Source organism: Mesorhizobium sp. M0938, assembly GCF_040319125.1.
Taxonomy (GTDB): domain Bacteria; phylum Pseudomonadota; class Alphaproteobacteria; order Rhizobiales; family Rhizobiaceae; genus Mesorhizobium; species Mesorhizobium robiniae.
Genome location: NZ_JAMYNS010000008.1, coordinates 78,831 through 102,746, shown reverse-complemented (window position 1 = coordinate 102,746; position 23,916 = coordinate 78,831). Strand labels below are relative to the sequence as shown.

At 62.8% G+C, this 23,916-nt stretch carries 18 protein-coding genes; 4 read left to right on the top strand and 14 right to left on the bottom strand.

The window, feature by feature from the left end:
• Positions 1-51: 51 nt before the first annotated feature.
• Positions 52-1,242 (bottom strand): acyl-CoA dehydrogenase, encoded by a 1,191-nt coding sequence (locus NKH73_RS16075; protein ID WP_352933201.1) that lies wholly within the window; start codon positions 1,240-1,242, stop codon positions 52-54.
• A 104-nt stretch (positions 1,243-1,346) separates the two neighbouring features.
• Between NKH73_RS16075 and NKH73_RS16070 the strand changes: the two genes are divergently transcribed.
• Positions 1,347-2,243, top strand: coding sequence for a LysR family transcriptional regulator (locus NKH73_RS16070; RefSeq protein WP_352933199.1), 897 nt, complete (start codon positions 1,347-1,349; stop codon positions 2,241-2,243).
• On the opposite strand, the gene NKH73_RS16065 is transcribed toward NKH73_RS16070, so the two are convergent.
• From NKH73_RS16065 to NKH73_RS16025, 9 genes are all read right to left on the bottom strand, one after another.
• Positions 2,244-4,556: a Tex family protein gene (locus NKH73_RS16065; protein ID WP_352933197.1), complete on the bottom strand. Its 2,313-nt coding sequence runs from the start codon at positions 4,554-4,556 to the stop codon at positions 2,244-2,246. It abuts the gene before it with no gap.
• A 132-nt stretch (positions 4,557-4,688) separates the two neighbouring features.
• A complete protein-coding gene (locus tag NKH73_RS16060; protein ID WP_352933195.1) occupies positions 4,689-5,870 on the bottom strand; it encodes a serine hydrolase domain-containing protein in 1,182 nt (393 codons plus the stop codon).
• Positions 5,871-5,897: 27 nt separating this feature from the next.
• A complete protein-coding gene (locus tag NKH73_RS16055) occupies positions 5,898-7,094 on the bottom strand; it encodes a serine hydrolase domain-containing protein (RefSeq protein ID WP_352933194.1) in 1,197 nt (398 codons plus the stop codon).
• A gap of 64 nt (positions 7,095-7,158) precedes the next feature.
• Complete coding sequence (locus NKH73_RS16050) at positions 7,159-8,586, bottom strand: amidase (protein WP_352933193.1); 1,428 nt, start codon at positions 8,584-8,586, stop codon at positions 7,159-7,161.
• A gap of 110 nt (positions 8,587-8,696) precedes the next feature.
• Positions 8,697-9,731: an extracellular solute-binding protein gene (locus tag NKH73_RS16045; protein WP_352933191.1), complete on the bottom strand. Its 1,035-nt coding sequence runs from the start codon at positions 9,729-9,731 to the stop codon at positions 8,697-8,699.
• 25 nt (positions 9,732-9,756) lie between these two features.
• The gene (locus tag NKH73_RS16040) at positions 9,757-10,563 is read right to left on the bottom strand and encodes an ABC transporter permease (RefSeq protein ID WP_352933189.1); all 807 of its coding nucleotides are present in this window, start codon (positions 10,561-10,563) and stop codon (positions 9,757-9,759) included.
• Positions 10,556-11,476, bottom strand: coding sequence for an ABC transporter permease (locus NKH73_RS16035; RefSeq protein WP_126105157.1), 921 nt, complete (start codon positions 11,474-11,476; stop codon positions 10,556-10,558). Before NKH73_RS16035 ends, NKH73_RS16040 begins: the two co-directional genes overlap by 8 nt.
• Positions 11,476-12,570: an ABC transporter ATP-binding protein gene (locus NKH73_RS16030; protein ID WP_352933185.1), complete on the bottom strand. Its 1,095-nt coding sequence runs from the start codon at positions 12,568-12,570 to the stop codon at positions 11,476-11,478. The genes NKH73_RS16035 and NKH73_RS16030 overlap by 1 nt, the downstream gene beginning before the upstream one ends.
• 125 nt (positions 12,571-12,695) lie before the next feature.
• The gene (locus tag NKH73_RS16025) at positions 12,696-14,363 is read right to left on the bottom strand and encodes an amidohydrolase (protein ID WP_352933182.1); all 1,668 of its coding nucleotides are present in this window, start codon (positions 14,361-14,363) and stop codon (positions 12,696-12,698) included.
• 170 nt (positions 14,364-14,533) lie between these two features.
• On the opposite strand from NKH73_RS16025, the gene NKH73_RS16020 reads away from it, so the two are divergent.
• Together NKH73_RS16020 and NKH73_RS16015 are read left to right on the top strand one after the other, a co-directional pair.
• Positions 14,534-15,568 (top strand): histone deacetylase family protein, encoded by a 1,035-nt coding sequence (locus tag NKH73_RS16020; RefSeq protein WP_352933180.1) that lies wholly within the window; start codon positions 14,534-14,536, stop codon positions 15,566-15,568.
• 358 nt (positions 15,569-15,926) lie between these two features.
• Entirely contained in the window at positions 15,927-17,570 is a 1,644-nt protein-coding gene (locus NKH73_RS16015) for an MFS transporter (protein ID WP_352933178.1), read from the top strand.
• Positions 17,571-17,710: 140 nt separating this feature from the next.
• Here the strand turns inward: NKH73_RS16015 and NKH73_RS16010 are convergent, their stop codons facing one another.
• The gene (locus NKH73_RS16010; RefSeq protein WP_352933176.1) at positions 17,711-19,123 is read right to left on the bottom strand and encodes a coiled-coil domain-containing protein; all 1,413 of its coding nucleotides are present in this window, start codon (positions 19,121-19,123) and stop codon (positions 17,711-17,713) included.
• 398 nt (positions 19,124-19,521) lie between these two features.
• Positions 19,522-21,303 carry a chloride channel protein gene (locus NKH73_RS16005; RefSeq protein WP_352933174.1) on the bottom strand — a complete coding sequence of 594 codons (1,782 nt, stop codon included), beginning with the start codon at positions 21,301-21,303 and terminating at the stop codon, positions 19,522-19,524.
• A 280-nt stretch (positions 21,304-21,583) separates the two neighbouring features.
• Between NKH73_RS16005 and NKH73_RS16000 the strand changes: the two genes are divergently transcribed.
• Positions 21,584-21,868, top strand: a complete 285-nt coding sequence (locus NKH73_RS16000) for an SCP2 sterol-binding domain-containing protein (RefSeq protein ID WP_127293338.1) — start codon at positions 21,584-21,586, stop codon at positions 21,866-21,868.
• A 63-nt stretch (positions 21,869-21,931) separates the two neighbouring features.
• Here NKH73_RS16000 and NKH73_RS15995 read toward each other — a convergent pair whose 3' ends face one another.
• Both NKH73_RS15995 and odc2 read right to left on the bottom strand, forming a co-directional pair.
• The gene (locus tag NKH73_RS15995; protein ID WP_502893945.1) at positions 21,932-22,600 is read right to left on the bottom strand and encodes a GNAT family N-acetyltransferase; all 669 of its coding nucleotides are present in this window, start codon (positions 22,598-22,600) and stop codon (positions 21,932-21,934) included.
• Positions 22,601-22,761: 161 nt separating this feature from the next.
• Positions 22,762-23,895 (bottom strand): ornithine/lysine decarboxylase, encoded by a 1,134-nt coding sequence (odc2, locus tag NKH73_RS15990; protein WP_352933171.1) that lies wholly within the window; start codon positions 23,893-23,895, stop codon positions 22,762-22,764.
• Between the last annotated feature and the right edge of the window lie 21 nt (positions 23,896-23,916).

Here is a 23,916-nt window from a genome sequence, read left to right as displayed (position 1 = left end):
ATTCTCCAAGCAGATGTTGCGGTGCACCTAATTTAAGCGACGGTCGCCGGCTCAGAAAAACGCCTGCAAGCCGGTCTGCGCCCGCCCGAGGATAAGTGCATGCACGTCATGCGTACCCTCGTAGGTATTCACAGTCTCCAGGTTCTGCGCGTGGCGCATCACGTGGTAGCCGATCTGGATGCCGTTGCCGCCATGCATGTCGCGGGCCTGGCGGGCAATGTCGAGCGCCTTGCCGCAATTGTTGCGCTTGACGATCGAGATCATCTCCGGCGCCATCTTGCCTTCATCCATCAGCCGCCCGACGCGTAAGCTGCCCTGTAGGCCAAGCGCGATCTCGGTCTGCATGTCGGCTAGCTTCTTCTGGAACAGCTGCGTGCCGGCCAGCGGCTTGCCGAACTGCTTGCGATCGAGGCCATATTGGCGAGCTCGGTGCCAGCAATCTTCCGCCGCGCCCATCGCGCCCCAGGAGATGCCGTAGCGGGCCCGGTTGAGGCAGCCGAACGGGCCCTTCAGGCCCGAGACATTGGGCAGAAGCGCTTCTTCGCCGACCTCGACGCCTTCCATCACCACTTCTCCGGTGATCGATGCTCGCAGCGACAGCTTGCCGCCGATCTTCGGCGCCGACAGCCCCTTCATGCCTTTTTCCAGCACGAAGCCGCGGATCTCATTGTCATGTGCAACCGATTTCGCCCAGACGACGAACACGTCTGCGATCGGCGCGTTGGAAATCCACATCTTCGAGCCGGAAATCTTATAGCCGTTTGCGGTCTTCTCCGCGCGCGTCTTCATGCCGCCCGGGTCGGAACCGGCATCCGGCTCGGTCAGGCCGAAGCAGCCGATCCATTCGCCGCTGGCGAGCTTCGGCAGATATTTCTTGCGCTGAGCTTCCGAGCCATAGGCATGGATCGGATACATCACCAGCGACGACTGCACGCTCATCATCGAGCGATACCCGGAATCAATGCGCTCGACTTCGCGCGCCACCAGCCCGTAGGTGACGTAGTTGGCGCCGAGCCCGCCATATTCCTCCGGAATGGTGATGCCGAGCAGCCCGGCCTCGCCCATCTCGCGAAAGATCCCGGCGTCGGTCTTTTCCTCGAGATAGGCTTCCTCGATCCTGGGAGCGAGCTTGTCGGCGGCAAACGCCGCCGCAGCATCGCGCACCATGCGCTCGTCCTCGGAAAGCTGGTCCTCGATCAGGAAAGGATCGTTCCAGACGAAAGCGTTCTTCTCGGCGGCCATGTCTCTCGGTCCTTACAAATCTTGAAGTGCCCGGCTTATCGGCCGCCGTCTCAAAAAAATCAAACGAAATTGCGTCGCCAATCAATGAGCGTTAGTAATGGATCATGAGTGTCCAGCGCCGCCTCTTACCTGGTATCAGCGCCCTTGCCGCCTTCGAGGCCGTGGCCCGGCTGGGCAGCTTTACCGCCGCCGCGCAGGAGCTCGATCTGACCCAAGGCGCCGTCAGCCGGCAGATCAGGCTTTTGGAAGACCAATTCGGGAGGCGGCTGCTCGACCGCGACAGCCGCAATGTCCGGCTGTCGACGGCTGGCGAAATCTATGCCGAAGCAGTGCGCGCCGCCCTTGGCCAGTTGCGTGACGCAGCACTCGGATTGATGAGTAATCGGCATATTGGCATCTTGAACCTGGCCATACTGCCAACCTTCGGCACGCGCTGGCTGATGCCGCTGATCCCAGATTTCGTCGAAAACAACCCTGATATCACGATCAACTTCGTCACTCGCATCGGCCGCTTCGACTTCACCCGCGAGAGGCTCGACGCGGCGATCCATTACGGCCTGCCAGACTGGCCGGATGCCGACTCGACACTGCTGGTCCGCGAGACGGTCGCGCCGGTGGTCTCGCCCGAATTCCTGGCCGGCCGCGCGATTGCCACGCCGGCCGATATCGGCCGCTTGCCGCTGCTGCATATGGCGACCCGCCCCGGCGCCTGGACCGAATGGTTCGAGCATCAGGGCCTGAGCGCGCCGACCGGGCCGGGCATGCAGTTCGAACAATTCGGCACCGCCGCCCAGGCCTGCATGGCCGGGCTCGGCGTGGCGCTATTGCCGCAGATCCTGATCGCAGGCGAGCTACAGCGCGGCCAGCTCGTGCCGGCTCCGGGTCGGCCGATGCAGAGCCGCAGCGCCTACTATCTCGTCGTGCCGCACGACAAGCGCGGCCATCCGCCGGTCGCCAGTTTTCGCGACTGGCTGCTGGGCCATGTACTGCCGGAGAAGTAGTTATTTCCGCTTCAACGCATCCGCCAACGCGGCGCCGAATGCACCCTGCCCTGCCGGGCGCTCCGGCTGACGCTGCGGCGCCGGCGCGCGCGGCACCGGTCTGCTGCCATTGTCGCGCGGTTTCGGTGTACCGCCGTCACCATCCCTACGCATCGACAGGCCGATGCGCTTGCGCTTGATGTCGACCTCGACGACACGCACCTTGACCACGTCGCCGGCTTTCACCACCTCATGCGCGTCCTTGACGAAACGGTCGGCCAGTTGAGAGACATGCACCAATCCGTCCTGGTGTACGCCGATGTCGACGAAGGCGCCGAACGCGGCGACATTGGTGACGGTGCCTTCCAGCAGCATGCCCGGCTTCAAATCCTTGATGTCGTCGACGCCATCGGCAAAGGTCGCTGTCTTGAAACCGGGCCGCGGATCGCGGCCGGGCTTTTCCAGCTCCGCCAGGATATCGCGCACCGTCGGCAGGCCGAACCGCTCATCGACGAAGACACGCGGATCGAGCGCCTTCAGCGCCGCACTGTCGCCCATCAGCGAGCGGAGGTCCCGCCCACAGGCGGCGACGATCTTCTTGGCCACACCATAGGCTTCCGGATGCACGGCCGAGGCATCGAGCGGTTCGCTGCCGTTCGGGATGCGCAGGAAGCCGGCGCATTGCTCGAACGCGCGGGGTCCGAGCCGAGCCACCTTCAGCAGGTCTCGACGGCTGGAGAAGGGACCGGTCGCATCGCGATGCGCAATGATCGCTTCGGCCAACGATGCGCCAAGGCCCGAAACCCGCGCCAGCAGCGGCGCCGAGGCGGTGTTGAGGTCAACGCCGACGGCATTGACCGCGTCCTCGACCACCGCTTCCAGCGAACGGCCGAGCCGGTATTGATCGACGTCATGCTGATACTGGCCGACGCCGATCGACTTCGGTTCGATCTTGACCAGTTCGGCCAGCGGATCCTGCAGCCGCCGCGCGATCGACACCGCACCTCGCAGCGACACGTCGAGGCCGGGAAATTCGGCCGCCGCGGTCGCTGAAGCCGAATAGACCGAGGCGCCCGCCTCGCTGACGATCACCTTGAGCGGCTTCGGCCCGGACTCGGCAGGCATGTCGGCCAGCATGTCGGCGACCAGCCTTTCGGTCTCGCGGCTGCCGGTACCGTTGCCGATCGAAATCAGCTCGACCTTGTGCAAGCGGATGAGCTTCGCCAGTTCGGCCTGCGTGCCACGCACATCGTTCCTCGGCGGAAACGGATAGACCGTCGTCGTCGCCAATAGCTTGCCGGTGCCGTCCACCACCGCCACCTTGACCCCGGTGCGGATGCCGGGATCGAGCCCCATGGTAGCCCGCGAGCCGGCCGGTGCTGCCAGCAGCAAATCCTTCAGATTACGGGCAAAGACATGAATCGCCTCTTCCTCGGCCCGCTCGCGTAGATCGCGCATCAAATCGAGTGTCAGATGCAGCGACAGCTTTATGCGCCAGGTCCAGCCCGCCACCTCCATCAACCAGCGGTCTCCCGGCAACTGGCGGCCGATTGCGTAGGCGTCGGCAATCATCCGTTCGACCGGCTTCACCGGCGACGCATCGTCGGCATCGACTTCGATGTCGAGCGACAGCACCTCTTCGTTGCGGCCGCGCAGCATCGCCAGCGCGCGATGGCTCGGCACGTTGGCCCAGCGCTCGACATGGTCGAAATAGTCCGAGAATTTCGCGCCTGCCTCCTGCTTGCCGTCGACGACGCGTGACCGCATGAAAGCACGTTCCTTCATGTAGGTCCGCAGTCTGCCGACCAGGTCAGCATTCTCGGCGAACTGTTCGGACAGAATGTCGCGCGCGCCTTCAAGCGCTGCCTTGGCATCGGCCACCTCTGCGCCGACATAGGCCAACGCTAGCTCGCCGGGCACCGCCGCCCGGTCGGCGAGGATGGCCTCGGCCAGCGATCCCAAGCCACGCTCCCGCGCGATCTCCGCCTTGGTCCGGCGCTTCGGCTTATAGGGCAGATAGATGTCTTCGAGTTCCGCCTTGGTGGCGGCCACCGCGATCTTGGTTTCGAGCTCTTCGGTCAGCTTACCCTGTTCACGGATCGAACCGAGGATGGTGTCGCGGCGTGCATCGAGTTCACGCAGATAGGCGAGCCGCTCGGCAAGCAGGCGCAACTGTGTGTCGTCCAGACCGCCGGTGACCTCCTTGCGATAGCGCGCAACAAACGGCACTGTCGCGCCTTCGTCCAGCAACCCGATCGCGGCCGCGGCCTGTTCGGGCCGGGCGGCGATCTCGGCTGCTATGATTGCTGCGATGCGCTTGATGTCGGATGCCATATCGTTCCTGTTGTCCTTATCGAAAAGAGCGGCGACCATAGGCGCAGAGCGTCGCTCCGCCAACCGCATCGTTTTCGATCACGCCGACAGGTCCACAGGAAAGCTGCAGTGCTGCGGGTTGCCTGGATCGGATCAGACCATCCGGCTCAGTGCTTCGAAGAAAGCGACCGTATCGACATCGAGCGGCTCGTCCACCGGCTCCGGCTGCGACGACATTTTTGCGATCACGACCTCGGCCGTCGGATTGACATAGAGCCACTGGCCGTGGATTCCGATGCCGCAGAAGGCGCCGCTTGCCGCTCCGGTCTGATACCATTTGTTTCGGTAGCGGCCTTGCGGGAAGAGGAAAGCCATCGTGCCACGCTGCCAGGCCTCAGTATCTCCGCCTGTGCTGACAGTGTCGCGCACCCAGGCTTCCGGCACGATGCGCCGGCCATTGGCCATGCCGCCCTGCCGCATCATCTCCCCGATCCGCGCCAGGTCGCGCGGCGTCACCGAAATGCCGCCGGCCGTACGCGCCGTGCCTTCCCTGTCGACCGTCACCGACGCTTCGCTCGTTGCACCAAGCGGCAGCCACAATTTCTCGCGCATCAGCTCGGCAAAACGCTGGCCGGATGCGCGTTCGAGCAGGATGCCGAGCAGGTCGGAATTGGGCGAGCGGTAGCGGAACGTCCGGCCATTCGGTTCAGCCAGGTGCTGCAGGGTCAGGATGAAGGCCGCCAGGCTCTCCGTACCGCCGCCCGGATTCCACAGCGTCGCGCGGCGATAGCGGGCAAAGGCGCTCTCCGGATCGAGATAGGCTTCTTCGAAGTCGAGGCTGACGGACATGTCGAGCACATGCCGCACGCTGGCATCGCCATACGCCGAGCCGGCGGCTTCCGGCAGATAGCGGGTCACCGGCGCCTGCAAATCGAAAACCCCCTCGCCTTCCAATATGCCGGCTAGAATGGCGGTCAGCGACTTGCTGATCGAGAAGATGATGTGGCGCGCGCCGTACTCCATATGCGGTGCGAACCAGTCGCCGACGATTTTGCCGCCTTTCATGATCGTCAGCCCGTCAGTATCGGAACGCGTGAGAAAGGCGGCCACGGTCTCCGAGCCGCCTGCCAGCGCGACCTTTTCGTCAAGCAGCCCACCGAAATCCTGAACCGCTGTTTCGCCACTGCCCGGCACGGCTGCGACACGTGCGCTTGGCACCAATTCTCCGACATTCTGGAACGACCACCGGCTGAACGGGCTTTGGCGCCAGTTGCCCAGCAGCACCTGGTTGCGGGCAAAACCATATCTGGTCTCGAATGCGGTCTTGCCGGCCATGGCTTTTCCTTCCGATTTTCTTGAAACTTAGGCCAGCGCGGCGGCGATGGCGTGGACGGCTTTCATCGTCGCCACCGAATAGGCGATGTCGGTGAAATCCGGGTAGCTCGAAAGCTTCACCACGACCATCCTCGTGTCCCAGTCGATATGGATCAGCTGCCCGAACACGCCCCGGCACATCAGCGCGCGTGAACGCGGGTCCTCGATCCAGAATTGGTTGCGGTAGCTGCCTTCCGGCAGGCTGGGATTGAAGTCCGGTCCATGCCTGCCGCTGCGCGTCGCCTCGATCCAGTCGGCCGGCATCACGCCGGCGCCATTGTCGAGGATCAGTTGGGCGAAACGGCCATAGTCGCGCAGCGTGGCATTGAAGCCGCCATCGGCGATGGCGTAGCCGGCGCTGTCGACTGTGAAGCAGGCACTTTCATCCGCGCCGAGCTTTTGCCAGAGTTCTTCCGAAACCAGTTGCGCCAGCCGCCTGCCGGTTACCCGCTCCATGATGAAGGCAAGCACGTCGGTCTCGATCGAGCGGTATTCGAACACGGTACCATGCGGCCGGCTTGTCTCCTTCAGCCCCAGGATCAATTCGAACATATGCGACGGCCACTCGAAGGTCGGATCGCTGCCCGGCGGCACCGGTTTCCAGCCGCTGGCGACATCGACCTGGCCGATATCGGAATAGCGGTCGGTATATTCCTCGGAAAAACGCACGCCTGTCGTCATATCCAGTACATGCTGCACGCTGGCGCCGGCCCAGGCGGTGGCGCCAAGCTCCGGCAGATAGGTCGTCACCGGCAAGGCCGGTTCGATCAGGCCGCGCCCGACCAGTATGCCGAACACCGAAGCCGTGACCGATTTCGCCATCGACTGCGATAGATGCAGCGTGCGGTCGGTCATGCCGTTGAAATAGCGCTCATAGGCGATCTTGCCGTCCTTGAGCACGAGGAACCCGTCCGTATAGGTTTCGTCAAGCAGCCCGGCCAGCGACGTCGGCTGACCTGTGCTGTCGCCCACCCGCAGCGCATCGAGATCAACGTCGGCCCGCTCGAGCCGGCGGCGATGACCATTGCCGCGCCAGACCTCGACGGTCGGCAGAATTTCGCGGATGTGCTGGAACGCCCACCGGTTCCAAGGGCCCCTGTCCCAGTCGAGCCTCGGCGGCACCATGTTGGGCGGCGAGCCCTGCATGATCGGCGGCACCGGTTCGCTGTTGCGGTAGGATGTCATTGCATGCTCCGGGAAGTGTCGTCCCGCGGTGTCCCGACGGCCTTTTGGTTTTCAGTGCCGTCCGTCATAGTTTCGGCCGGCGCGCCATTTCTCCGTACCAGCCACCAACTGCTTTTTCATAGGCCATACCGGCGCGGAACACATCTTCGTCGCTGTAGGTGCGGCCGATGATCTGGATGCCGGTCGGCACGCCGTTCTTCGGGTGGCCGGATGGAACCGACAGCACCGGACAGCGGCTCATCATGTTGAACGGCGTCGTCATCACCCAGCCCAGCGAGGGATTGACCAGCTTGCCGTTGATCCTGATCTCGTCCTTTGACTGGTCATGCTCGGCCGGAACCGACGGCAGCGCCGTGGTCGGGCAGATCAGCACATTGTACTTTTCGAGCAGCGGCCCGAGCGTCAAATACATGCGGCCGGCCACCTCCAAACTGCCGACGAAATCGGTCGCCTTGGAACCAGCCCCCTCCTCGGCGAATTTGCGGGCATAGGTCGTCATCTCGTCGGCATGGTCGGGCAGCAGCTTCGACAGGAACGCACCGAACAAATGGTTCAGATAAGCGAGCCCGGCCTCCAGGACCTCCGGTCCCCAGCCGAAATCGACCTCCTCGACCTCGGCACCGAGTGAGCGGAACGCATCGAGCGCTTTCTTCGTGTTCTTCACCACTTCCGGATCGACCTCGAAGCCGCCGAGATCCATCGAATAGCCGATCTTCCAGCCCTTGATCGGCTTGAATTTGGTCGGCAGCGTCAACTTCGGCCGGAGCGAGGCTATGTCAAGCGGGCTGGGGCCGGTCATGACATTTTGCAGCAGGATCGCGTCCTCGACCGTCCGCGCCAGCGGCCCAGTGTGGCAATAGAAATCGAGGTTGAACGGCGGGTCGTCGGGATTGCGGCCATAGGGCGGCTTGTAGCCGACGACGCCGCAGGCCGATGCCGGGATGCGGATCGAACCCCCTATATCGGAACCCGTGGCGATCGACGATGTGCCGGAGGCGAGCGAGGCGGCCGAGCCGCCCGACGAGCCGCCGGGTGTGAACTTGGGGTTCCACGGATTGCGGGTGACGCCCCACAGCCTCGACCAGGTATAGGCCGCACAGGAGAATTCCGGCGTCGCCGTGCGTGCATGGACGATGCCGCCAGCCTCGATAATACGTTCGTTCATGGTCGAGGTGGTATCGGCTACAAAGTTCTTCATGATCAGCGAGCCGCCGGTGGTCGGCCTGCCCTTGATATAGCTTTCATCCTTGATGCCTACGGGCAGCCCCTCCAGAGGGCCGGTCTTCTTGCCTTTGGCGTATTTCGCCTCGGCTTTCTTGGCCAGCGCCATCGCCTCGTCGAAATGCGTGTTGGTGAAAGCGTTGATCTTGTCCTTCGTCGCCTCCGCTTGGCCGATGACCGCTTCCATCAACTCGACCGGTGAGAGCTTCTTCGCCTTAAAGCGCTTGAGCGCCTCGCTTGCCGGCATGTAGCAAAGATCGAGATCGGTCATTCCAGGCGAACTCCAGCTGCGTCCAGCCACAGACCGGACGTCGGGTCTTGTCGAAGGTTTTTGCTTTGAAGACCCGGCGGCGCTTCCCGCCGGGTCCCACGATGCTGCGATTACTTCTGCAGCTCGGTCCATATCCTGGTGTAGAGCGCCTGGACGTCGGGTGCGCAGCTCAGCATGAATTTGCCCTTGTCAGCGAACTCGGCGGGGATGTTGACCTCCGGCGCCGTCTTCATGTCCTCAGGCATGAAGGCTTCCGATCCCTTGATGCCGTTGGCATAGCGCGCGAAAGACGAGATCAGCGCTGCGTTCTCGGGCTCCATGATGAAGTTCTGGAACAGCTTGGCGTTTTCTACGTTCTTGGCGTCCTTCAGCACTGCGACGTTGTCCATCCAGATCGGAAAACCCTCCTTTGGATAGCCATAGACGATGTCTTTGTTCTGCAAGCGGGCCCGGAAGGAGGCACCGTTCCAGTCGACGCCGGCCGCGAAGTCGCCCTTGGAGAACTTCTCGACAGAACCGTAGTCCATGGAAATCCATTTCGGCTTGGCTGCCATCAGTGCATCCCGCACCTTCTTCAGCACCTCCTTGTCGCCGGTGCAGGGCTCACCGCCGACATATCTGATGGCGAGATGCATGACATCGGCCATTTCGGGAACGACGTTGACCTTGCCGACCAGTTCCGGCGGCGGGTCCATGAAGATGGCGGAAGTGTTGGGATCGCCCTTGTAGACAGAAGTGTTGACCGTCACGCCGGTTGTACCCCATTGCCATGGCACGGTGTATTTGCGGCCTGGATCGAAGGGAACATCGACCCATTTCGGTTCCATGTTCTTGAAGTTCTCCATCTTGTTGGGCTCCGTTTCCAGGAGCAGCCCTTCCTCGATCCAGATCGGCACGAAGCTCGCCGAGGGCACCACGATGTCGAAGCCGCTGCCGCCCTGCCTGATCTTGGCGAGCGCCGTGTCGTTGGAATCGTAGTCGGTGACGGTCACCTTGACCTTGAATTTTTCCTCGAATTTCTTGATGAGATCGGGGCTGGTGTAATTGCCCCAATTGTAAATGTTGAGTTCGCCATCGGCGCGGGCAATACCCGCCGAGGCGAGGAGCGCGGCGCCGAGCGCCGTCGCGGCCAGTTTCCACTTCATCGTTTCTCTCCTGTTACAGCTGATATCATTCCTGATCCTTTTTCCTGCTGATGAAAAAGAAGACGGTGACGATCAAGATCGAGATCAGCAGGAACACCGTCGAAATCGCGTTGATTTCCGGTGTGATAACGCGCCGGAACTGGCCGAGCATGTAAGTCGGCAACGTATCTTGGCCGCCGGACTTGACGAACTCCGTGATGACGACATCATCCAGCGAGATGACGAAGGCCAGCATCAATCCGGCAAGGATGCCTGGCCAGAGCAGCGGAAAGGTGACGCGCCGAAAAGCCTTCCAGGGTGTCGCGTACAGGTCGGCCGCAGCGATCTCCAACGTGAGATCCATGTTCTCGAGCCGCGCCCGGATCGGCAGATAGGCAAAGGGGATGCAAAAGGCCGTATGCGCGGCCATCAGGTAGCCCAACCCCGAATAGCCGGTCCAGATCTTGATGCGCGAAAAGAAGATCAGCAGCGCCACCGCGGTGACGATTTCCGGCACCATCAGCGGCTGGTTGATGAAGGCGTATTTGAAGCCGAGGCCGGGATATGGCTTCGTCCGGGTCGTGGCAAGCGCGGCCATGGTGGCGACGATCGTCGCAATAGTCGCCGCGACCGAAGCAATCTGCAGCGACCGGATCGAGGCGTCGACAACCTGGTTGTTGTTCCAGGCCTGGTAGAACCAGCGCAGCGACACGCCTTCCCAGATCGCGATCGAACTGCCCGCGTTGAAGGCATAGACGACAACCGTGATGATCGGCAGGTAAAGCGCGAAGAAGCAGATCATCGCGATGGCCGTGAAGCCGGTCTGCCGGCGGATGTCGAAGCGGCTACCCATGCGTGCCGCCCTGACGCCCGGCGGAGCGGACATAAAAGAGCAGCGCCACCATCACGATTGCCATCAGCGAGATCGACAGCGCCGAGCCGAGCGGCCAGTTACGGCCTTGCCCGAACTGCAGCTCGATCAGATTGCCGAGCATCATATTCTTCGACCCGCCGAGCACGCGCGGGGTGACATAGGCGCCCAGCGCCGGGATGAAGACCAGGATCGATCCGGCGATGATGCCAGGCTTGACCAGCGGGATGATGACCCGCCTCAGCACCTGGAAGCGGTTGGCGTAGAGGTCGTAACCCGCCTCGACCAGCCGGAAGTCGATCTTTTCCATGCTGGCATAGAGCGGCAGCACCATCAGCGGCAGATAGACATAGGTCATGCCGACCATCAGCGCGAAATCGGTAAACATCATCTGGATCGGCTGGCTGATGATGCCGAGCTTGATGAGCACCGTATTGACGATGCCCTCGTTGCGGATCACCTCCTGGATGGCGAAGGTGCGGATCAGCAGATTGGTCCAGAAGGGGATGGTGATCAGGAACAGCCAGATCTCGCGCTGCCGCGCGGGCCGGGTGGCGATGAAATAGGCGGTCGGGAAGCCAAAGAGCAGCGTGAAGATCGTTGTCATAAACGACAGCTTGGCCGAGCGCCAGAAGATGGACAGATGCGCGTCGGCGAAGGCCAGCGTGTCGTCGAAGATGTCGCGCTGCATCACCACCGACAGCCAGCCGTCGGTGGAGAATTTCCACACCACGTCGCCATAAGGCCCCGGCGTCAGGAACGAGTAGATCACGACGATCAGCAGCGGGCCGGTTGCCGCCAGAAAGATGATGATCAGTGCCGGCGCTGACAGAAGCCAGCGATCGCGGATATCTCTGCGTTCGGCTTCCTTGGCGACTTCTTCCGCGCTCGCCATCAGTCCCTCAGCACTTGTGCGGCATCGTTGCCGATCGAAATGCCGACCTTGTCTCCCCGTTCGAAACCGCAGCCTGCGCTGCGCGTGTTCTGCTGGCGCACAGTGAAGGCCTCGCTGCTGTCCAGGCGAACATGGATATGCGTGTCGGTGCCGAAATAGACGATGTTTTCGACCGTGCCCGACAGGTCGGCCTTGCCGTTGGTCAGCTTGGCATGTTCCGGCCTGACCACAACGGTGGCGTTGTCCTTCGGCTGAAAGCCCTCAGCCACGGTTGCGTCGATCGTCGCGCCGGATTTGAGCGTTGCTCGTGCCTTGCCGTTGGCCATGCCTGTTATCGCCGCGGTCAGGAAATTGGTCTCGCCGATGAAGTCGGCGACGAAGCGCTCCGCCGGCTTGTCATAGATGTCCCAAGGCGTGCCGACCTGCAGGATCTTGCCCGACGACATCACCGCGATGCGGTCCGACATGGTCAGCGCTTCTTCCTGGTCGTGGGTGACGAAGATGAAGGTGATGCCGGTCTCGTGCTGCAGCCGCTTCAGCTCGATCTGCATCTCCTTGCGCAGCTTGAAGTCGAGCGCCGACAGCGGCTCATCGAGCAGCAGCACCTTCGGCTGCGGCGCCAGCGCCCGGGCCAGCGCCACGCGCTGCTGCTGGCCGCCCGATATCTGGCTGGTGCGGCGGCCGCTGAGTGCTTCCATCTTGACCAGCTTCAGCATCTCGGCGACCCGCGCCTTCACTTCGGCTTTGGGCTTGCCGAGCATTTCGAGGCCGAAGCCGATGTTCTCGGCCACCGTCATATGGGGGAACAACGCATAGTTCTGGAACACGGTGTTGACCGGCCGCTTGAATGGCGGCAGCGGGGCGATGTCCTGGCCATGCAGCAATATCTCGCCGGCGCTCGGAAAGTCGAAGCCGGCAATCAGCCGCAAAAGCGTCGTCTTCCCGCAGCCGGATGGACCAAGTAGCGTGAAGAACTCGTTTTCGCGGATCGACACCGAAACCGTGTCGAGAGCGGCGACCTGTGACCCCCCGGTACCGAATACCTTGCGGACGCCACGAATTTCAATTGCACTTTTACCCGGTTGTTCCGGCACGATTACCCCATTCTTGTGTCCGCTCTTATGGCGGATCCAGTTCCCACTCGATTGTCAGCACACGGTGCGCAGCTTGGCAAGCGTACATCTGAATGTCGATTCAGAACGCAATTACTGTGCCACCGTCATGCCTGATAAGTGATCTTGCCGCCGCAGATCGTCGTCACCGGCCGCACTGTATGCAGCGCTTCCGGTGCGGTCGCCTCGATATCGGCCGAGAGCACCACGAGATCGGCCATATAGCCTGGCTTCAGACGGCCTTTGCGATGCTCCATGAACTCTGCATAGGCGCCTTCCACCGTGTAGCCTGCGAGCGATTCGTGCAGCGAGAAGCTTTGGTCGGGATCGCCGTCTGCCCATGGTTTGCGCAGCACTGCCGCCTGAATGCCCAGGATCGGATCGATCGGCGATACCGGCCAGTCGGAAGCGAAGACAACGCGCGCGCCGGCATTCTTCAGCGTCCGCCACGCATAGCTCAACGGCCAGCGGGCGCGCCCGATGCGCGACACCGTCGGCTCCAGCGGCAAGCCCATACTGCCCGGCGGATGCGGCGGCTGCATCGAGGCGATGACGCCAAGTTTGGCGAAGCGCGGCACGTCGGCGGCGGTGACCACCTCGATGTGCTCGACCCGATGCCGGCTGTCGCGCTTGCCGTTTTGTTTCTGTGCCGCCTCGTAGCCGTCGAGCACGGCGCGCACGGCGCCGTCGCCGATCGAGTGCACCGCCATCTGCAGTCCGCGTCTGTCGACGGCCACGGCAAGATCGATGAATTGCTGGGGCGTAAAAAGCGGCTCGCCCACCCAATCCGGACGGTCTGCATAAGGCTCGACCATCACCGCCGTCCATGAATCGAGCACGCCGTCATAGAACACTTTGACCATGCCCGACGACAGCCATTCGCCCTTGTAGCGCTCTGACATCGCCGACGCCTTTTCGAGCATGTCGAGCGTCATGAAGTTCTTGTAATGGAACGGCACCTGCACGCGGCACAGCAAGCCACCTTCGGCCTCAATCTCGGACAGGAGTTCGAGTTGGTGCAAATTGCCGTCCATGTTCTGGATCGATGTGATGCCGTGCCTGGCACACCATTCCAGTCCGCGGCGCATGATCGCCCGGTCCGAAGCTTGCTCCGCCGGCGTCGGCTTTGGGTCCGGCTCACCGCCGGTGGCCAAACCGAGCCGCACGCGATCCTCGCCGGCCAACGCGATCAACGGCCCGAAAGCCTCGCCCTCGCGCAATTCGCCACTGGCCAGCCCGTCGTCGCCCATGACGATCTCGTTGCCCGGGCCAAGCTGCTTGCCTCTAAGCAGTCCGGCCGATTCCAGCGCCTTGGTGTTGGCCCACATTGTGTGGTGGTCCGGCGCCGCCATGACGAAGGGCCGGTCCGGCAGGATACGATCGAGGTGATGGCGGTTGACCCGCTCGGCTGCCGACAGGATGGTGTAGTCGGCGCCTTGCGCCTGCAGGATGGGCAGGTCCGGCCGCTTTGCGGCATAATGGCGCACAGCGTCGCAAAGCGCCTCGAAACCGTGGACGCCCATCAGCTGGAGATGATCGAGCTCGGCCGCGCCGCCGAAGAGATGCATATGCGCTTCGATAAAGCCTGGCACAACGGAGCCGCCGCCGGCATCGATGACGCGTGTGCCGGAGCCTTTGTGCTCCAGCACAGTGGCGCGATCTGCGATCGCAACGATCTCACCATCCTTGACGGCTATGGCTTCGGCACGGGGAGTATCGGGATCCATCGTCAATATGCTTGCGTTCTCGACGATCAGATCGGCCGATGGCGGCATAATTTTCTCCCGTTTGAGCCTAGGCTAGCAGAGTATTGGCGTCTGGCAAGCCGTCTGCTGCCACTTGCAACAACGGTCTGGAATACCTCTTGGCGGCGCTGAAACTCTCTGCCACAAAGCAGTCCGTCAATGACAAATACGCAACTCGAAGAGCGAACCAGGCCCGCAAGATGAAGACTGTTTTCTCACCTCTCCACGCTGGTCACGCCGGCAATTTCGAGCTCATTTCAGGCGCCATCGTGCCGGCCTTCGAGAAGCCCTCGCGCGCCGAGTTCATCAAGGCGAGGTTGGAGAGCGAAAAGCTCGGCCCGATCCTGCCACCCGACACTCACGATCTCGCTGCCGCCAGGAAGGTGCACACCAGCGACTACATCGATTTCCTGCCAACCGTGTGGCCGCTCTGGGAGGCGTCCGGCCGGGCGGGCTCGGCCATCCCCTTCACTTGGCCGACGCGTGGCCTACGAGGTGATGTGCGCCCCAGAACCATCGACGCGCTGCTTGGCTTTTACTCCTTCGACGGTGGCGCCACCTTCGTCGAAGGCACCTGGGATGCGATCAAGTCGTCCTATGACGTGGCGCTGACCGCGGCCGCGCTGGTCAAGGGCGGCGAGACCTCCGCCTTCGCGCTCTGCCGTCCGCCAGGCCATCACGCCGGTGCTTCCTTCATGGGTGGCTATTGCTACATCAACAACGCCGCCGTTGCCGCGCAATGGTTCCGCGACCAGGGCGCCAAGCGCGTCTCGATTCTCGATGTCGACTACCACCATGGCAACGGCACCCAGGAGATCTTCTACAGCCGCGACGACGTGCAGGTGCTGAACCTGCATGGCGACCCGATGACGGAGTATCCGTTCTTCCTTGGCCATGCCGACGAGCGCGGTGCCGGGCCCGGCGAGGGCTTCAATGTCAATTATCCGATGCCGTTCGGCACCTCATGGGACGCCTGGAATGCTTCGCTGGAAGACGCCTGCGCGAAACTTGCGGCTTACGCTCCCGATGTCGTCGTCGTTTCGCTCGGCGTCGACACGTTCGAGAAGGACCCGATCAGCAAGTTCAAGCTGAAAAGCACCGACTATCCCAAGATCGGCCGCCGCATCGCCAAGCTTGGCCTGCCGACGCTGTTCGTCATGGAAGGCGGCTATGCCGTCGAGGAAATCGGCATCAACGCCGTCGGCGTGCTGACCGGATTCGAAGACAAGCAGTAAGCCGGCACCAGGCCCACCAAACCGGCGCGCCAGTGCTCGGCGCAGCTTTGCCCAGAACGCAGACCGCAGCGTTGACGCCGCAGCGAGGCGTGATGACCGTCCAGGTTGTGGCTGATCGGCATGGAACTTTTCCTGCGTCCTCACGTCGGCGGGCCCAAAGTCGGCCACCTCACCGAAGCGCTTCACGCTGCCTGCAAGGATGGTCGCTGACTTGTTGCAGCGTCCGCTATCCTGTTGTTGGACCATGATCTTCTTTGAAAAGGCGTTCGCCCTTTGCCAAGTCATGCACTACTTTGAAAGAATGGAATGAGGGCATCGATTCTGGAAGAAGGCGGCATTTGAAGTCGGGGAAGCATCCATGATCGACGACGAGCCGGACAGCGAACGCGTCTCGGCGCTGGCGCCGTTCCGGCATGGCATTTTTCGCGCTGTATGGTCCGCCAGTCTGGTTTCGAATTTCGGTGGTCTGATCCAGGGCGTCGGCGCCGCCTGGATGATGACCACCATCGCCACCTCGCCCTACCAGGTTGCGCTGGTCCAGGCTTCGACCACCTTGCCGATCATGCTGTTTGCGCTGGTTGCCGGTGCGATCGCCGACAGCTTCAACCGGCGCAAGGTCATGCTGATTGCCCAGATCTTTATGCTGGTGGTCTCGGTTCTGCTGACAGTGTTCACCTACCTTGGCTTGATAACGCCGTGGACGCTGCTCGCCTTCACCTTCCTGATCGACAGCGGCACGGCGCTCAACAACCCGTCGTGGCAGGCCTCGGTCGGTGACATGGTGCCGCGCGCCAAGCTGCCTGCGGCCGTCGCGCTCAACTCCTTGGGCTTCAACCTGACGCGCAGCGTCGGCCCGGCGATCGGCGGCATCATCGTTGCCGCTGCGGGGGCCGCCGCGGCCTTCGCCGCCAACGCATTGAGCTATGTCGGGCTTATCATCGTGCTGGCCCGCTGGAAGCCCGACTTGCCGGCCTCGACACTGCCGCGCGAGACGCTGGGCGCGGCGATGGGCGCCGGCCTGCGCTACGTCGCCATGTCGCCCAATATCGGCAAGGTGCTGGTCAGGGGTGCGGCCTTCGGCTTCAGCGCCGGCGCGGTTCTGGCGCTGCTGCCGCTGGTGGCGCGCGATGTCGTCAAGGGCGACGCCTTGACCTACGGCATCATGCTCGGTGCTTTCGGTATCGGCGCGGTCGGCGGCGCGCTGATCAGCGTCCGGCTGAGGCAGATCCTGTCCAGCGAGACGATGGTGCGCATGGCATTCGGCGGCTTCGCGCTCTGCGCCTTCAATGCCGCCGTCAGCGACCAAGCCTGGCAGACCTCGCTCGGACTGCTCATCGGCGGCGCCTGCTGGGTGCTCGCGCTGTCGCATTTCAACGTCACGGTGCAGATGTCGACGCCGCGCTGGGTGGTCGGCCGGGTGCTCTCGGTCTATCAGACGGCAACCTTCGGCGGCATCGCGCTCGGCAGTTGGATCTGGGGCGTCGTGGCCGACGCGCATGGCGCCGAAACCGCGCTGATCGCGGCAAGCGTGGCGATGCTGGCGGGCGGCGCCATCGGCCTGCTTTTACCGCTGCCGCAGCATGCGGTGCTCAACCTCGATCCACTCAACCGCTTCAAGGAGCCGCATCTTGGGCTCGACCTCAAGCCGCGCAGCGGCCCTATCGCCATCATGATCGAGTACGTCATCCGCGAGGAGGACGTGCCGGAATTCCTAGCCACCATGGCCGAACGCGGCCGCATTCGCCGCCGTGACGGCGCCCGCAACTGGACGCTGGCGCGCGATCTTGAAAATCCCGCAATATGGATCGAGCACTATCACACGCCGACATGGCTCGAATACATCCGCCACAATAAGCGGGCCACCCATGCCGACGCGGTCATCGGCGAGCGCATACGGGCGCTCCATAGCGGCGACGAGCCGCCGCGCGTCCGCCGCATGATCGAGCGTCCGACAACCGCCGGCACGGCAATCGTCATGCCCAAAGGACCGATCGAGCACTGAGCAATTCCAGGAAAAATGTGAAACGGTTTTTCAGGGAAAAGCGCTTAGCGCTTTGCCCGGGGAATTACGTATAAACAAGAGATAGGCCGGTCCGGCGTTTCCGTGAGACGATGAACCGCTTTATGTGGCCACCCTGCGCGTCAGGATGCGGCGCGCAGGCTCGTGCGAACGCGTCGCCGGCTTGTGGCGCGGGCCTTCTCCGCCACGACGCCGGTGAGCTCGACCACGCTGTCTTCATGCGGTCTGGCGTTTGTGACCTTGTGGAGGCGCTCATAGGGCAACAGCTCCTTGACCCTGGCATCGAGCAACGCGACTTCGGCTCGCAGATCTTCGCACTCCTGCCTCTGGACATCGAACTGTATCTGTTCCGATGCCTGCTGCAGGGAAAGCTGCGAAAAATTCGCGCTCACCGTAGAAAGATTCATCTTGTCGTTTTCGTGCTCCTTTCTGAGAGCAGACAACCTTTCCTCCGCAATTTGCTTTTCGGTCACAGCGTCAGCCCATTGAGCCTTGAGCTTGGCGATCTCGCTGGCGGCTTGACTGTTCTCGTTCGAGGCAATCTCCAATCGCGATTGGAGATTGCGGATTTCAGAGCGCAGGCCGCCGATCTCGGCGAAACTACGTGCACGCTCCGCTTCCCTGTCACCCTCCACGAGGCGGGCCGTTTCCGCCATTTCCGACAGCTTCGCTTGCGCGACATCGAGCGATTTCTGCAACCGCATTTCCTCTTTCTCGCTCTTGCCGAGCGCAGCCAGCAGTTCCGAAAGTCGCGTGGCATCACTGGCATGAATCGCCGAGAGTTCATCCAGCCTGTGCCGCGCCTCAGCTTCCCGTTTCTGCGCCTTGTCGAGGTCGATAGAAAGGCTGACATGTTTTTCCCGCAGTATCTCGTTCTCGCGTGAGCATCTGTTGACCTCGGCCGTTCTGGCAGAAAGCGTCTTGACGAGATCGCCGAACTCCGCTTCGCGTTCTGCGCTCGCATTGCCTGCCACGACGAGTTCCAGCCTCGCTGCAGCCAGCGCGCCGCGAAGTGCCTCCTTGTCCTCGACCAGGCTCGTCTCGCGCTGCTGCAGGGTCTCGACGACGCTTTCGCGCTCGCGCTGCCTTTTGGTCGCATCATGGAGCTGCTCCGACAGCACTCTTTGCTGCGTGGTCAGGTTGACATTTGCCAGTTCCAGTTCGTTGGCGCGAAGAATGTCCCCGTGAAGCAGCTTCAGGAATTCGCCTGTCAGATGATGCGAGGTCGCGATCTCCGACAATTTCGTGTTGATCTCCTCCAGATACTCCCGGGCATCGTCGAAGAGCCCATCGACAGCGTTTAACGCAGCCAATCGGGTCTGTGCATGGGAAGTCAGCCGCCGTGCGGTCTCGTCCGTACCGTCAGACTGAGAGTTGTCATTTTTTGCCGCGAGATTCTCAAGCGGGCCGGCCTCGACCGACGACTGGTCGTCCAGGTTGAGACACTCATCGAACGCATCCGCCAAATCGGCTTCGAGCTCCTTGAACGCTCTATCGACCTTCTCGGCACGCTTGATCAGACTTTTAATTTTCATCACTGAACATCCCCGATTGTAGCGCCATCAGGGGGGTCTCGATCCTCGCCTCCCGAATACGGGCCATCCACCGTCCCCTGAACGTGCGGTCGCCGCGTGAGATGACCGCTCTTTGAAATCTGCCGTCATGGTCCCGTTTGCATCACTTCCGAGCGCATGAGGCCAGGCCCACGCTAGGGACAGGCTTGGCCAATGTCCTCGTCTGTTTAAATGACGCAAACCATAACTGCCCTGATTGGTGGCCATAGCTGCCCTGATTGCCGGCTTGGGCAAACAAGCCACCGGAGGAATGTCCGCTAGAGCTCCAGACTTTGGTACGACGGCTACCGACCGTCACATCTGCGATCATCATCGTGTTGTTCACGACGTGACAGCCCAGGCATGCCGCTCGGCCCGTCCTAGCCCTCGCCCGACAGATCCCGCCTTGCCTTGTCGAGCTCCTCGGCATAGCGCCGCATCAAATGGCCTTCGGTCAGCAGCCCGACGACGACGCGGTCGGTGAAATCCTCCACGACCGCCAGTTCCTCGGCGCCGGCGCGTTGGAAGGTCTCGGCGGCCGACTGCACGTTCATGGTTGGCACCAGCACGGCGTCTTTGAACCTGGCGAGCGACAGCACTAGCGTCTCGCCGTCGGACAGATCGCTGTGCAGTTCGGCGACGATCAGCACGCCCATATAGCGCTGGCCCGCATCCACCGCGATGACGCGCTGGGCCGAACCAAGCGGCACCTCCTTGCGGAATGTCGCAAGCGTCGCAGAGGCATTGATGGTACGGACATCCTTTCGCATCATGCTTCCGACCGTCAGGCTGCGCATCCAGCCGACATCATGCGCGCTGCGGATCGTCTCGCCGCGCAGGTGGAAACGCCACGTCGAGAAAGAATAGCCGAAGGTTTCGCGCACCAGGATCGCCGCCATGATCGAGGCAGCCAGCACCACTCCGGTGAGTGTCAGGTCGCGGGTCGATTCCAGCGCCAGGAACGTCATCGTCAACGGGCCGCCGACGACGCCGACGGCAAGCGACGTCATGCCGACGACAGCCGCGACCGCGGGATCGATACCGGTCGCCGGCGAGACGACGGCCATGACCTCGGCGAACATCTTGCCGAGCAGAGCACCAAGAAACAGCGATGCGAAGAACAATCCGCCGCGGAAGCCCGAGCCGAGCGAGACGGCCGACGCCGCCAGCTTGAGCAGGAAAACGCTGGTGACCACGGCCAGCCCGTAGTTCATCGCGAATTCGCGATGCAACGCGCCGTGGCCGCTGGACAGGACCTGCGGCGTGATCAACCCCAGGAGCCCGACGATGCAGCCGCCGATGAAGGGGCGCAGAGAGGCATCGATCGACAATCGCGCGAAGCCGCGTTCGACCAGTGTCACCAGATGCATGACCGCTATGGAAGCGCCGCCGCCCAGGAGTCCCAGCAGCAGGAACGGCAAATACTGACTGGCGGTGAGCTCCGGCAGACCGGAGAGCTCCAGCGGAAACGGAACGCCGCCAAAGACCTCGGCGGTCAGCGAAGCGGAGACTGCGGCGGTCATGACAGGCGCGACATTGGCGACCGAGTAGATGCCGATGACCAGCTCGAAGCCGTAGAACGCCCCGGTCAATGGCGCGTCGAAGGCAGCGGCGATCGCGCCGGCCGCACCACAGCCAACCAGGATGCGGACATCGTTGCGGCGGAGCCTGAAGAACCGCGCCAGCCGCGACGCCAGGCCGGAACCGACCTGCGTGTAGCCGGCCTCCAGCCCGACTGACGCTCCGAAGCCGCTCGAAATCATCGTCTGTCCGGCAATGATGAAGGTGTCGGTCAGCGACATGCGCCCGCCATAGAGCGCGTTGGCTTCGATCGGATCGACAGGGGTGCGGAACTTTCGCACTCGCAGCCAGATCACCGTCAGCCCGAGCAGGATACCGCCGATCGCCGGTATCAGCGCCTGTACCGGCTTCTGCAGCGAAAACATAGCAGAAAGCCGCCCGCCGGGCTGAACGCCGAACAGCAGTTCGTGCAGGTATAATACCAGCTGGCTCATTCCCGTGACCAACGCGCCAGCCATTACGCCGACCGAGCCGGCCAGAATGACGACGACGATGCCGCGCGCTTCGAGCAGCGGCAGCGATCTGATCAGCACTGCGCGAAGCCGGCGGGCATAGACTTTTGGATCGTTTCTGGAAAGCACCGGAGCGGCTCGCCGAAAAATCATGGGGAGTGGGCCTGATACGCTGGGCGACATCGCATGGCAACCGCAACACCGGCCGCCACAGGTAGCGTGGACGGCCGGCTACGCTGCGGCGATAAAACCCATCTCCCTCTCGGCGAACCGCGTTGACGTAAACGTCAACCCAAAGCTATATGCGCCAGCGACCGTGATCGCGAAATGCACAAGGCGGCGATTTCGGCCAGATCGATATGCCCCAGTACCAATGTGCGACAAACGCAACGAGACGAGGAGAACGGCTATGGGCGTTCAGGAAATTGCCGACAAGATCAGTGCGCGCGTGGCGAGTGCCGGGTTCGACCGTTCCGTGAAGTTCGATACCGGCGGTGACGGTGTCATCGTTATCGACGGCGCTGATGTGTCGACCACCGACGCGCCGGCCGACTGCACCATAAAACTTTCGCTTGATGATCTGGAGTCGCTGATCGCAGGCGATCTCAACCCGACTATGGCGTTCATGTCCGGCAAGATAAAGGTCGAAGGCGACATGAGCGTCGCCATGGCGTTGAGCCAACTGATCGGCTGATCCACTCCGACCCGGGCTAAAAAGAAGACGCCGCCCGTTGGGCGGCGGCTCGTTTCCGATCCGTCAGGCAGCGAGCGGCAGCCGCTGTGCCTTCAGCTTGCGCCCTGCCGCCTTCAGCGTGCCCTGCGCGCCGGCGAGCGCGCCTTCCGCCAGTTCGAGCGCCAGCAAGCGGTGCCGTTCATAAGGGCCCGGCATGGCCAGCGAGCCGGTCTTCTCCGCCGAGAACCCGAAGCGTTCATAATAGGGCGCGTCGCCGACCAGGAGGACCGCAGCGTGGCCGAGACGCGCGGCTTCGGCGATCGCATGGCGCATCAGCGCCGAGCCGATGCCGGCGTTCTTGATGGTCGGATCGACTGCGAGCGGGCCAAGCAGAAGGGCTGCCCGACCGCCCTCACCCAGCACGACATCCCACAGCCGCACGGTGCCGGTGACAGCGCCCGAAGCATCGCGCGCGACGAAGGCCAGGCCTTCCGAAGGCCGGCGGCCACGCCGCAGCTTCTCCGATGATTTTTTCCTGCGCTTCGGCCCCATGGCGCGATCGAGCAAAGCCTCGCGCGCCGGGACGTCGGCAGCGGTTTCGGCGACGATGGCAAAAGCGCCGGCAATCTCCCCCCTCGAGGGGGAGATGTCGCCAAGGGCGACAGAGGGGGTCGCCGCGCGTGAAGCGCCGACGTCATGCGGTCCAAGAGAGGTCGCGTCAGCCGGACCGACCCCCTCTGGCCTGCCGGCCATCTCCCCCTCGAGGGGGGAGATTTGCCAGCCCGCAGCGTCTTCAACAATGAAATCTACAACGTCCATTTCCGCGATCCTTCACGAGCGGATTGTTCCACAGGCGAACCCGGGTGGGCGACGGGCGCCCACCCGGGGGTGATCTGATCGGCTCTTTCGAACCGTCAGATCACGTAGGATCGGAGAGGCTCGAAGCCGTTGAACGCGACCGAGGCGTAGGTCGTGGTGTAGGCGCCGGTGCCCTCGATCAGCACCTCGTCACCGATGGTCAGCGACAGCGGCAGCGGATACGGCGTCTTCTCGTACATCACGTCGGCCGAATCGCAGGTCGGACCGGCGAGCACGCACGGCGCGGTCTCCGTGCCGTCATGCGCGGTGACGATCGGGTAACGGATCGCCTCGTCCATGGTCTCGGCGAGACCGCCGAACTTGCCGATGTCGAGGAACACCCAGCGCACATTGTCGTTGTCGGCCTTTTTCGAGATAAGCACGACTTCCGACTTGATGACGCCGGCATTGCCGACCATGCCGCGGCCCGGCTCGATGATGGTCTCGGGCAACGCGTTGCCGAAATGCTTGCGCAGCGCCGAGAAGATCGCCTGGCCGTAGGCCTGTGCCACCGGCACATCCCTGAGGTAACGGGTCGGGAAGCCGCCGCCCATATTGACCATCTTGAGCACGATGCCTTCCTCGGCGAGCGACGCGAACACCTTTTTTGCATCGCCGAGCGCGCGGTCCCAGGCGGTCAGGTCGGTCTGCTGCGAGCCGACATGAAACGACACGCCATAGGCGTCGAGCCCGAGCGTCCTCGCATGGCGCAGCACGTCGACCGCCATATCAGGCACGCAGCCGAACTTGCGCGACAGCGGCCATTCGGCGCCTTCGCCGTCGGTCAGCACGCGGCAGAACACCCGGGCGCCGGGTGCAACGCGAGCTATCTTCTCGACCTCCTCGACGCAGTCCACCGCGAACAGCCGGATTCCGAGCTGAAAGGCGCGCTGGATGTCGCGCTCCTTCTTGATGGTGTTGCCGAAGGAGATGCGGTCCGCCGGCGCACCGGCGTCCATCGCCATCTCGACTTCGGCAACGGAAGCGGTGTCGAAGGACGAGCCCATCGCAGCAAGGAGGCGCAGGATTTCCGGCGCCGGGTTTGCTTTCACCGCATAGTAGATTTTGGAATCGGGAAGCGCCTTCTCGAAGGCGCGGAAATTGTCGCGCACGACATCGAGATCGACGACGAGGCAAGGGCCGTTCGGACGTCGGGTGGCGAGGAAGTCAAGGATACGCTGGGTAGCCATCGGGGTCTCTCCATCAGCGCC